This window comes from Actinomadura rubrisoli, from assembly GCF_004349215.1.
GTDB classification, from domain to species: Bacteria; Actinomycetota; Actinomycetes; order Streptosporangiales; family Streptosporangiaceae; genus Spirillospora; species Spirillospora rubrisoli.
This window is the reverse complement of sequence record NZ_SMKU01000332.1, coordinates 1-10,543: the sequence shown is the minus strand read 5'-3', so window position 1 is coordinate 10,543 and position 10,543 is coordinate 1. Positions and strand designations below refer to the sequence as shown.

The window sequence follows — 10,543 nt, the reverse complement described above, 5'->3', positions numbered from 1 at the left end:
GTCGGCCGCATCAGAGGTGTATAAGAGACAGAACCCACCCCCTCGCCGTCCGCCTCCGCACACAGGCCGCACGCGCTCAAGCCCGCCTCGGCAACCGCGAGGAGTGCGAGAACTCGATCCAGCAGGCTGGCGACCTCCACGACAAATTGCCGAGCCGCGCGCCGCTGCGCCTGGCGATGGACACCGGCTCACAAGCGTTGTTCACGATGACGTCCTATCCAGCGCAGGCGTACATCTGGCTCGGAGACACCGAACAGGGTGATTTCCAGAAGGCCAGGAGTTACGCGCAGTCGGCCATCGCACTCCAGACCGCAGTACCGGGTCGCACAGCGATCGCCCGTATCGATCTCGGCATTGCCCTTGCTCAACTAGGCGAACCCGAAGAGGCCGCTGCGCTCGGACGCCAGGCGCTGGCCGCACCGCGGCTGTTCAACTCCCTCCGAGCCCGGGCGGCGGACTTGAATGACGTCCTGGCCGCGCGGTACCCGGAACTGCCCGCTGTTCGCGAATTCAGGAAGGTGCTCCGGGAGGTTCGCTCGGAGGGGGTACCACGATGAGCCAGACCGGCAGATCCGAGCCGAGTACCCGCCTTCCCGATGAACCGGCCCTTTCCCCGCCATGGATCGGCTGTTCGAACTCGACACGGCCTCGCTGTCTCCTCGCCAGTTGACCACCGGCGTTGCGACGTCCCCTCGAAGCCGCCCCGCGTCCGGCCAACGCGACGCACATCGGCGCGCCGGGCCGCCATGCGGACGGCACCGGACTCTGAGCGTCCCCGGCGGCGAGGCCCATCCCTACCGGTCGATCCGATGGTCCTCGGTGTCGAGCCAGACGTACTGGCCCTCGCCGGTCACGGTCAGGCCCCACCGGTCAGCGGCAGGACGGTCGAGCCCGTCCCACCATCGGTAGGCGTCCTCCACCTCCCGCCACAGGTCCCGGTCGCCTGATTGCCGGACCGGGAACTTCTCCGCGTCGGCCTGATGCTCCACACTGGCCCACGAGCCCGACCACGGATCGACCAGCCACACCGTGTAGGCCCCGCCGTCGTCATGGGTGACGATCAGCTTGCAGTGCGGCACCTTCAGCCCGATCGCCAACGAGGCGTTGTACTCGCCCAGCACGTCGTAAGGGTGCAGACCGGTGAACGAACGGCGAGACCCGGCCACGTCGCGCACGTCGCGGTCCAGCGAGGCCCGCTTGCCGCGCTGGTCACGCAGCCGCATGAACGCCACGTTGCCCACGATCCGGCCCCGCATGGAGCCGTCCCGCGACACCACGAACGACACCAGCGCGCCGTTGTGGAAATCGGTGGCCCACGGCACCAGCACCCTGCCTCCCGGCCGCGTCTGCTCCGCCCACGCGCGCGGCACCCGATCAGCGGCGACAGTGGCGATCACCCGGTCGAACGGCGCGCACGCCGGGTAGCCCAGCACGCCGTCGCCGGCCGCGACCGTGACCTGATAGCCCGCCTCCCACAGCACGCGGCGGGCGCGGTCGGCCACCACCGGATCGACCTCCACTGACGTCACAGTGTCGGCCCCGAGCCGTTCGGCCAGCAACGCGGCGTTCCACCCGGTCCCGGTGCCGATCTCCAGCACCGACATGCCCGGCTCGACCTGAAGTGCCGCCAGCATCCGCGCGACCACGTCCGGGCGGCTGGCCGAACTGGAGATCTCCCGGCCGACCTGCCCTGGCCCGGCCGGGACACCGTCGTCCACCTGCGTGACCACGAAGTCGTTGGCGTAGCACAACTCCAGCCATGCGGTCTCATCGTCGGCCCGATCCACCGGCAGCAGCCGGTCACCGTCCTCGACCCACACGGTGTCGGGGATGAACCGGTGCCGGGCCACCTTCCCCAACGGCCCGCGCCAGTCCGGCGTCAGGTCGCCCGCCTCGGTGAGTTCGGTGATGAGCCGGGCGGACAGTTCCGCAGCGTCGGTCACCTACTTGCCGCCCTTCTCGTGCTTGCCGCCTCCGGGTGGGTCCTTGGGGTCCTTGGGAGGAACCGGCCTGTCCCACTTGCCGTCGCCTTCCTTCTTCTCATCATGCTTGCCCACCTGGAACTCCCTTCGGCTGCGCACCGGGCTTCCATCCCCGCGCCTCGGTTCCGTTCGTTTGGACGATCCGCGTTGTGCGTTACCTGGCACCGTAAGTACGGTGCGCAAAAGCCTCCAAGTGGTTTGCCGCTATTTGCCACATCGACTCTTGACGAGATCGGAGGGCCGTTTGACGATGTGGTGGCTGAAGAGTCGGCAAACTCTCAGGCGGGAGGGCGACCATGCGGATACGGTTCCTGGGCGAGGATACATCTGGCGGCGACAGCCCGACCCTCTACGTCACCGATCGTCAGACCTACCTCCAGGGCTACAAGGTCACCGATCCGGAGATCCTGGCCAAGCTCGACATCCCGGAGGGTGAGACGTGCGTGGAGATCTACGCCAGGCTCCTGGCGCACCTGTCCAAGGACGGGCTTCACGGCGTGGTGACGAGTTGGGCACCCCCGATCGTGCACGTGATGGAGAACGGGGACTACCTCGTTCAAGGGCCACGAGTCACCGATCCCGAGATCCGCACCGAGCTGGCCCTGCCGGACAACGAGGACTGCATCGAGGTCCCCAGGGAAGCCCTGCGGGCACTGCTGGAGGAGAACGACAGTGGAGTTGATGACGCCTGACCAACGAGACGAACTGCTCGGCGCCTTTAAACGCGACGCCTTCCACCTGGAGCTCAAAGACTCCTATGGTGCCGCGTACGAGGACGCCCCACTAGCCCGCTGGCTCAGTGGCGAACCCGACGACTTCGCCTGGCTACAGCCTTGGCTGGAGCGAGTCCGGCAGGCTACCCGAGCCGGGAAGACCGTTCGCCGAGTCCGCGTCATCAGCGAACCACTCACCGAGTACATCCGCTGGGAACACTCCATCACCCGGCTCAACCGGGAGGCCGGAGAAGACATCCGCTGGCTGCCCCGGCACCTCGTGCCCGAGGGTCTCGTGTTCCCCGTGGGCGGGAACGACTGGTGGCTGTTCGACGATGAACTGGTCACGGTCGGCCACTTCCACGATGACGGGCGCATCAAGGGTTCCGAACTGGTCACCGACCCCGGCACGGTGGCCGAATGCACCAGGATCCGGGACCGGTTGTGGATACTCGCCACCCCGCACGACGAGTACAAGCCTGCCTAAGCCGTGTCGAGCCAGGCACAGCAAGCACGAGAGGCGTTCGGAGCCCGCCTACGTGATCTCCGCAAGGACGCGGGGCTCACCGGGCGGGCTCTGGCTGCCCTGGCGGGGTGGCACTTGTCCAAGGTCAGCCGGATCGAGCACGGCAAGCGCGCCGCCAACGAGAACGACATCCGGATCTGGTGCCGCCACTGCAACGCCGAAGACCACATCCTCGAACTGATCGCGACCGTCCGGAACATCAACGCCATGTGGCTGGAGTGGAGGCGCACGCTCCAGACCGGTACCAAGATCCGTCAGCAGCACTCCATCAGTCTCTACGAGCAGACCAGGGTCTTCCGCGTCTATCACCCGGCCCTCGTCTGGGGCACCCTCCAGACCGCGGAGTACGCCACCGCGATGCTTGAGCAGGTCGTGGACTTCTACGAGATACCCGACGACATCGAGCGGGGCGTAGCGGCCCGGATGGAACGACAGCAGTATCTCTACCAAGGCGATCGCCGCTACAACGTGATCCTCGGCGAGCAGTCGCTCTACACCAACATCGGTGGCCCGGACGTCCTACGCGGCCAACTCGATCGGCTCTTGGCCGTCCTGTCCCTGCCTCGCCTGAGCCTGGGCATCATCCCCACCAGGGCCGCGCACCAACTCTGGCCGGGCAACTCGTTCATCATGTTCGATGAGCGCACCGTCATGGTCGAGACCTACTCGGCCGAGTTCACGATCACGCAGCCCCACGAGATCGCTCTCTACGCCAAGGCGTTCGCCAAGCTCCAGTGGTCGGCCGTCTACGGTCGACCGGCCCGGGAGCTCATCGCCCGCGCCCTCGAATCACTCGGGTAGCTGCTGCCATGCAGGCACTTGGTGTTGACAAGCGGACCTGCTGTTCGAGGCACCACGCCCCGCGTAGACCACTCAGAGGAGGGGGCGTTGGGATTTTTTGGACTCCTCGTAGCGGGTGCGGGCGGCGCGGGTGGAGGTCAGGGTGGAGACTTCGGCGACCGGGACGTCCCACCAGGCGTCGCTGTCGGGGGCCGCGACGCGGGGGTCGGTTTCGACGTGGACGACGGTCGTGCGGGACGAGTCGCGGGCCTTCAGGAGGGCGGTGCGGAACTCTTCGGCGGTGGTGGCGCGGAGGACGTCGGCGCCGGTGGCGGCGGCGCTGGCGGCGAGGTCGCCCGGGAGGCGGAAGGCGGTGCCGAAGCGTTCGGCGCCGACCGATTCCGACAGGTTGCCGATCGAGGCGAACCCGTGGTTCTGGACGAGGACGACCACGAGCTTCACGTCGTCGGCGACGGCGGTGACGAGTTCCTGGGCCATCATGAGGTAGGAGCCGTCGCCGACGAGGACGAAGACCTCGCGGTCGGGGGCGGCGAGCTTGACGCCGAGGCCGCCCGCGATCTCGTAGCCCATGCAGGAGTAGCCGTACTCCACGTGGTAGCCCTTGGGGTCCCGGGTGCGCCACAGCTTGTGCAGGTCGCCGGGCATGGAGCCGGCGGCGCACACGACGACGTCGCGGGGGCCGCTCACCTCGTTGACGATGCCGATGATCTCCGGCTGGGACGGGAGCGGGCCGTGGCCGAGGGCGTAGGCGGCGTCGACGGCGGCGTTCCAGCGAGCGGCCAGTTCGGCGGCCTCCGCGCGGTAGGACGGTGTGACGGTGTGCCCGGCGGTCGCCGTTCGGAGGGCCGCGAGGCCCGTGCGGGCGTCGGCGGTCAGGGGCACTCCGGCCTGCTTGACGGCGTCGAGCCCGGCGACGTTCAGGTTGACGAAGCGGACGCCGGGGCGGGCGAACAGGCTGCGGGAGGCGGTGGTGAAGTCGCTGTAGCGGGTGCCGATGCCCAGCACCACGTCGGCGTCGCGGGCCAGGGCGTTGGCGGCGGTGGTGCCCGTCGCGCCGATCGCGCCGACCGAGGACGGGTGGTCCCACGGCAGCGAGCCCTTGCCCGCCTGCGTCTCGGCGACGGGGATGCCCGTCTCCTCGGCGAACGCGGCCAGCTCGCCGGTCGCGCGGGAGTAGATGACGCCGCCGCCCGCGACGATCAGGGGCCGCTCGGCGGTGCGGAGGAGCGCGGCGGCCTCGTCCAGGACGGACGGCTCCGGCACCGGGCGGGCGATCCGCCAGACGCGTTCGGCGAACAGCTCGACCGGCCAGTCGTGCGCCTCGGCCTGGACGTCCTGCGGCAGCGCGAGGGTCACCGCGCCGGTCTCGGCCGGGTCGGTCAGCACGCGCATCGCGGCCAGGAGCGCGGACGGGAGCTGCTCGGGACGGTTGATCCGGTCCCAGTACTTGGAGACGGGCTTGAAGCAGTCGTTGACGGAGACGTCGTAGGAGCGGGCGTCCTCCAGTTCCTGGAGCACCGGGTTGGCGGGTCGGGTGGCGAAGACGTCGCCGGGCAGCAGGAGCACCGGGATCCGGTTGATCGTGGCGAGGGCCGCGCCGGTCACCATGTTGGTCGCGCCCGGCCCGACCGACGTGGTGCAGGCGTAGGCGCGGAGCCGGTCGTGGGTACGGGCGTAGCCCACGGCGGCGTGGACCATGGCCTGCTCGTTGCGCGCCGCGCGGTAGGGCAGTTCGTCGCCGCGTTCGAGCAGGGCCTGGCCGAGGCCCGCGACGTTGCCGTGGCCGAAGATCCCGAAGCAGCCCGCGAAGAACCGCCGCCGCTCCCCGTCCCGCTCGGTCCACTGGTTCGCCAGGAAGCGGACGATCGCCTGCCCGACGGTCAGCCGCTCGGTCGCCGTCATCGTTCCCCCTCGGGTCCGGCGGCCGACGTCATCGGCAGCCTCGGGTCGGCCGGCAGGTCGCGCCAGGTCTCGCGGACCCAGGCGTGCGCCGGGTCGTCGCAGATCAGCCAGGCGCGCTCGGCGCCGGGGCCGGCCATCACGTTCAGGTAGTACAGGTCGTAGCCGGGCGCGGCGATGGACGGGCCGTGCCAGCCGTGCGGGATCAGGACGGTGTCGCCGGTTCGGACCTCCTCCAGGACGTCGATGGGGCGTTCGGCCGTCCCGTAGACCCGCTGGTAGGCCATACCGTCGCGGGTGACCTCGAAGTAGTAGATCTCCTCCAGGACGGCCTCGCCCGGCCCGTCCTCGTCGTGCTTGTGGGGCGGGTAGGACGACCAGTTCCCGCCCGGCGTCAGCACCTCGCAGGCGATCAGCCGGTCGGCCGCGAACGCCTCGGGCGTGCAGAAGTTGTTGACCTGGCGGCCCATCTGCCCGGCGCCGCGCAGCTCGACCGGGACGTTCTCGGCCGGGCCGTAGCGGGGCGGCAGCCGGTTCTCGCACCGCGCCGACGGGAGCGCGAACCGGCCGCCCTCCCGGGACGAGACGAGGACCGTCGCGTCGCGGGGGGCGTAGGCGAAGTCGGTGACGCGGGAGAACACGTCGCGGCGGCCCTGGAGCTCGAACGTCACCGCGACCTCGTCGGCCGGGACGCCGATCGTGACGTCGCAGGACCCGGCGAGCGGCAGCACCAGCGTCTCGGCGCCGCCGGTCGGCAGTTCGGCCTCCTCGCCGGGGCCGAGTGTGAGGACGCGCAGGCCCGAGTACGTCCAGCCCGCGCCGTCCGGGGTGATCTCGGTGAGGTTCACAGCAGCCCCACCGCGGCGTCGACGGCGCCCGCGACGTCGTCATCGGGCGGGTACAGCAGCGTCCGGCCGACGACCAGGCCGCGGACGGACGGCAGCGCGAGGGCCTTCTGCCAGCCGGCCAGCGCGGCGTCCGGGTCGGCGGGCACCTCGCCGCCGAGCAGCAGGGCGGGCAGCGCCGATGCGGCCATGACCTCCTCCATCCTGTCGACGACCGGGACCTTCAGCCAGGTGTGCGCGGACGTGGCGCCGAGCCCGGACGCGATGGACACCGCCGTGATCATGGCCTCGGGGGTCAGCAGGTTGCGGACCGCGCCGCCGCTCCCCCGGGTCGAGATGAACGGCTCCACCATCGCCATCAGGCCGTGCCCGGCCAGGCCCGTGACCGCGTGCGCGCACGCCTCCAGGGTGCGCGCCGTCGCGGGATCGTCAAGGTCGATCCGCAGCAGCATCTTGCCGCCGTCCAGGCCGCCAGCGGCGATTGCCTGGGCGGTGTAGGCGGTGAACCGGTCGTCGATCTCGAACGACGCGCCCGCGAGCCCGCCCCGGTTCATCGAGCCGAGGACGACCTTGCCGTCCAGCGCGCCGAGCAGCAGCAGGTCCTCGATCACGTCGGGGGTGCCGAGCACGCCGTCCACGCCGGGACGGGCGAGCGCGGCGCACATCCGCTCCAGCAGGCCCGCGCGGTCGCCCATGGCGAGGGGGTCGGCGCCCGCGCGCAGCGCGCCGCGCGCCGGATGGTCGGCCGCGATGATCATCAGCCGGCCGGCGGCGCCGGGCGGGGCGGACCGGCGGACGCGGCGCGCGGCGGCCTCGGCGACGGCGGCGGGGCGGGCCGCCCTGGTCTCGATGAGCGCCGCGAAGCGCTCGGCGAACGTACCCGTGCTCAAGCGGTGCTCTCCTTCTCGATGGTGCTCGCGATGCCTGCGGTGTCCGCGGTGTCCGCGGGCAGGGGCCGGCCCGCTAGGAGGTCCTCGACCTCGCCCGCGTCGGGCATGGCGTCCGAGCAGGCCAGCCGCGAGGCGACGATCGCCCCGGCGGCGCCCGCGAAGCGGACGATCCGCTCCAGGTCCCAGCCGCTCAGCAGGCCGTGGCAGACGGCCCCGCCGAACGCGTCGCCCGCGCCGAGCCCGTTGACGACCTCCACCGGCGTGGGCGGGACCTCGACGACGCCGTCCGCGGAGGCGGCCAGCGTCCCCCGGGGCCCCTGCTTGACGATGGCCACCGAGACGCCCCGGTCGAGCAGGGCGCGGGCGGCGGCGCGGGGCTCCCGCTCGCCGACGGCGATCTCGCACTCGTCGAGGTTGCCGATGGCCACGGTGGCGTGCTCCAGTGCCCGGCCGACGCGCGCGCGGGCCTCGTCCGGCGACTCCCAGAACATCGGGCGCCAGTCCAGGTCGAGGACGGTCGTGCCGGGGTGCGCGGCGAGCGCGGCAAGTGTCGCGCCGTGGCTCGGCTCCTGCGACAGCCCGGTGACGGTGGCCCAGAAGATCCGGGCGGCCCGGATCGCGTCCAGGTCCAGCTCGCGCTCGTAGATCTCCAGGTCGGGCGCCTTGGGGTAGCGGTAGAAGTAGAGGGGGAAGTCGTCGGGCGGGAAGATCTCGCAGAACGCCAGCGGCGTCGGCAGCCCGGGGACGTCCGCGACGAACCGGTCGTCCACCCCGTATCCGGCGAGCGCGCGGCGGACGAACCGGCCGAACGGGTCGGCGCCCGTCCGGGTGATCACCGCCGTGCGGTGCCCGTACCGAGCCGCCGCGACCGCCACGTTGGTCGGGCTGCCGCCGAGGTACTTGCCGAACGACTCGACGTCCTCCAGCGGGACGCCCACCTGGAGCGGGTAGACGTCGACGCTCACCCGCCCCATGGTGATCAGGTCGTGGGTCATGCCGCCTCTCCCCTGAGGAACGCCAGCGCGGCCCGCACGTCGTCGCGGGGCCCGCCGCCCTGGCCGGGCTCCGCGCTCAGGACCGTGTCCTGCTCCAGGACGTACCAGCCACCGTAGCCCGCCCCTTCGAGGGCGCGGACAATGCCGGGGACGTCGATGTCGCCGCGGCCGAGCGGGCGGTAGATCCCGTCCCGCACCGCCGCCGTGTAGCCGGTGCGCCCGGTCTGGACCGCCTCCGCCAGCGCCGCGTCGACGTCCTTGAGGTGGACGTGGGCGATCCGCCCGGCCGCCGAGCGCGCCAGCTCCAGCGGGTCGGTGCCGCCGATCAGCAGGTGGCCGGTGTCGAGGCAGAGCGCGACGTCCGAGCCGGAAAGGACCCGGTCGACCTCCTCGCGCCGCTCCACGACCGTGCCGACGTGCGGGTGCAGGGTGGCCAGGTGGCCGCGCCCGGCGGCGTGCTCGGCGGCGCGGCCGAGGTTGCGGAGCAGCGCCGCCCAGTTCTCCCCGTCCAGGACGGGCCGCCCGTCGTAGCCGTCGAGACCGGTGGCGGCGGCCAGCACCACGGTCCGCGCGTCGCCGAACGAGTCGAGCGCGCGCGCGAGGTCGGGCAGCGGGTCGTGGCCCGGATCGTGCAGGACGAGCGGGACGAAGCCGCCGACCGGCCGGAGCCCGTACCAGCCGAGCAGCGCCGACCGCTCGACCGGCCCGGCGGGCAGGAACCCGTCGGGGCCGAACTCGGTCGCGGTGATGCCGAGGTCGCGCATCTCGCCCAGGACCCGGTCCGCGGCGAGCTGGTGCCCCCAGCCCGGCACCTCGCAGACGCCCCACGAGATCGGGGCGGCGGCGACGCGCTCGGCCGGGACGAGCGGGCGCCCGGCGGGCGTGGGGGTGGCGGGCATGGCGGACGTCATCGGCGGACCTCCTCGATCGTGACGGCGCGCCTCTCGCGGCGCGAGATCTCGCACGCCTCGGCCACGTAGAACGCCTCCAGGCTCTCCTCGGGCGGGCACGGGCTCGGGACGCGGCCGGCGGCCACGTCCACGAAGGCGCGCAGCTCGGCCTCGTACGCCTCGGCGAACCGTTCGAGGAAGGCGGTGTGCGGCGGACCGGACGGGCGGAACGCCTCGCCCGCCGGGGACAGCGGCGTCCGGTCGTCCAGGCCGGTGACGACGCCGTCCAGCGAGCCGAGGACCTCCAGCCGGACGTCGTAGCCCGCCGCGTTGTAGCGTGCCGCGGACACGACCGCGAGGGTGCCGTCGTCCAGGGTGAGCACCGCGGATCCGGTGTCGATGTCGCCGGACGCGGCGAACACCGCCGATCCCCGGTTCGCCCCGGTCGCGACCACCTCGGCGACCTCCCGTCCGGTGACGAACCGGACGCCGTCGAAGTCGTGGACGGAGCAGTCACGGAAGAGCCCGCCCGAGGTGGGGATGTACGCGTCCGGCGGCGGCGCGGGGTCGAGGGTGCACGAGCGGACGGTGTGCACCCAGCCGAGCCGTCCGGACCGCACCGCGTCCCGCGCGGCGACGTGGCCGGGGTCGAAGCGCCGCTGGAACCCCACCTGGACGGGGACGTCCGCGCGGCGGACGGCCGCGATGACCTGGACCGTTCCATCGACGTCCGACGCGACGGGCTTCTCCACGAACACCGGCAGGCCCGCCTCCACGGCCCGCACGACCAGCTCGGCGTGCGCGGCGGTGGGCGTGGCGACGACCATCGCGTCCAGGCCCGCCGTGAACAGCGCGTCCACCTGCCCGACCGAGCGCAGGCCGAGCTTGCCCGCCACCTCGCGCGCGCGGGCGGCGTCGGCGTCGGCGACGACGACCTCCCCGATCCCCGGGAGGCCGCGCAGCGTCTCCGCGTGCCCGGCCCCGATCCGGCCCACCCCGGCC

General features: G+C 72.1%; 11 protein-coding genes. 4 read left to right on the top strand and 7 right to left on the bottom strand.

What is annotated here, in order from left to right; translation table 11 throughout:
- Positions 1 to 557: tetratricopeptide repeat protein (locus tag E1298_RS38050; protein WP_131902165.1), on the top strand; the 557-nt coding region annotated here is incomplete at its 5' end.
- A gap of 237 nt (positions 558 to 794) precedes the next feature.
- Here E1298_RS38050 and E1298_RS38045 read toward each other — a convergent pair.
- Positions 795 to 1,943, bottom strand: coding sequence for a methyltransferase domain-containing protein (locus E1298_RS38045; RefSeq protein ID WP_131902163.1), 1,149 nt, complete (start codon positions 1,941 to 1,943; stop codon positions 795 to 797).
- A gap of 335 nt (positions 1,944 to 2,278) precedes the next feature.
- Between E1298_RS38045 and E1298_RS38040 the strand changes: the two genes are divergently transcribed.
- From E1298_RS38040 to E1298_RS38030, 3 genes are read left to right on the top strand one after another with little or no spacing between them, the layout of a single operon-like run.
- The gene (locus E1298_RS38040; protein ID WP_131902161.1) at positions 2,279 to 2,674 is read left to right on the top strand and encodes a hypothetical protein; all 396 of its coding nucleotides are present in this window, start codon (positions 2,279 to 2,281) and stop codon (positions 2,672 to 2,674) included.
- Complete coding sequence (locus E1298_RS38035) at positions 2,664 to 3,182, top strand: DUF6879 family protein (RefSeq protein WP_243726056.1); 519 nt, start codon at positions 2,664 to 2,666, stop codon at positions 3,180 to 3,182. Before E1298_RS38040 ends, E1298_RS38035 begins: the two co-directional genes overlap by 11 nt.
- A gap of 3 nt (positions 3,183 to 3,185) precedes the next feature.
- Positions 3,186 to 4,022 (top strand): helix-turn-helix domain-containing protein, encoded by an 837-nt coding sequence (locus E1298_RS38030; RefSeq protein WP_131902157.1) that lies wholly within the window; start codon positions 3,186 to 3,188, stop codon positions 4,020 to 4,022.
- Between the two features lie 72 nt (positions 4,023 to 4,094).
- Here the strand turns inward: E1298_RS38030 and iolD are convergent, their stop codons facing one another.
- Genes iolD through E1298_RS38000 form a run of 6 tightly spaced genes read right to left on the bottom strand, consistent with a single transcriptional unit; the run spans position 4,095 to position 10,536 of the window.
- Positions 4,095 to 5,924, bottom strand: coding sequence for a 3D-(3,5/4)-trihydroxycyclohexane-1,2-dione acylhydrolase (decyclizing) (iolD, locus tag E1298_RS38025; RefSeq protein WP_131902155.1), 1,830 nt, complete (start codon positions 5,922 to 5,924; stop codon positions 4,095 to 4,097).
- Positions 5,921 to 6,769 (bottom strand): 5-deoxy-glucuronate isomerase, encoded by an 849-nt coding sequence (iolB, locus tag E1298_RS38020; protein WP_131902153.1) that lies wholly within the window; start codon positions 6,767 to 6,769, stop codon positions 5,921 to 5,923. Before iolB ends, iolD begins: the two co-directional genes overlap by 4 nt.
- A complete protein-coding gene (locus E1298_RS38015; RefSeq protein WP_243726055.1) occupies positions 6,766 to 7,656 on the bottom strand; it encodes a Cgl0159 family (beta/alpha)8-fold protein in 891 nt (296 codons plus the stop codon). The genes iolB and E1298_RS38015 overlap by 4 nt, the downstream gene beginning before the upstream one ends.
- Complete coding sequence (gene iolC, locus E1298_RS38010; RefSeq protein WP_131902151.1) at positions 7,653 to 8,651, bottom strand: 5-dehydro-2-deoxygluconokinase; 999 nt, start codon at positions 8,649 to 8,651, stop codon at positions 7,653 to 7,655. Before iolC ends, E1298_RS38015 begins: the two co-directional genes overlap by 4 nt.
- A complete protein-coding gene (locus tag E1298_RS38005) occupies positions 8,648 to 9,562 on the bottom strand; it encodes a TIM barrel protein (RefSeq protein ID WP_131902149.1) in 915 nt (304 codons plus the stop codon). Before E1298_RS38005 ends, iolC begins: the two co-directional genes overlap by 4 nt.
- Positions 9,559 to 10,536: a Gfo/Idh/MocA family protein gene (locus E1298_RS38000; RefSeq protein ID WP_243726057.1), complete on the bottom strand. Its 978-nt coding sequence runs from the start codon at positions 10,534 to 10,536 to the stop codon at positions 9,559 to 9,561. The genes E1298_RS38005 and E1298_RS38000 overlap by 4 nt, the downstream gene beginning before the upstream one ends.
- Between the last annotated feature and the right edge of the window lie 7 nt (positions 10,537 to 10,543).

What these genes read in the sequence shown, in the direction of transcription:
- E1298_RS38035 (WP_243726056.1), top strand. Translation starts at nt 2,664, where the DNA reads ATGACGCCTGACCAACGAGACGAACTGCTCGGCGCCTTTAAACGCGAC.
- iolC (WP_131902151.1), bottom strand. Translation starts at nt 8,651, where the DNA reads ATGACCCACGACCTGATCACCATGGGGCGGGTGAGCGTCGACGTCTAC.
- E1298_RS38040 (WP_131902161.1), top strand. Translation starts at nt 2,279, where the DNA reads ATGCGGATACGGTTCCTGGGCGAGGATACATCTGGCGGCGACAGCCCG.
- E1298_RS38005 (WP_131902149.1), bottom strand. Translation starts at nt 9,562, where the DNA reads ATGACGTCCGCCATGCCCGCCACCCCCACGCCCGCCGGGCGCCCGCTC.
- iolD (WP_131902155.1), bottom strand. Translation starts at nt 5,924, where the DNA reads ATGACGGCGACCGAGCGGCTGACCGTCGGGCAGGCGATCGTCCGCTTC.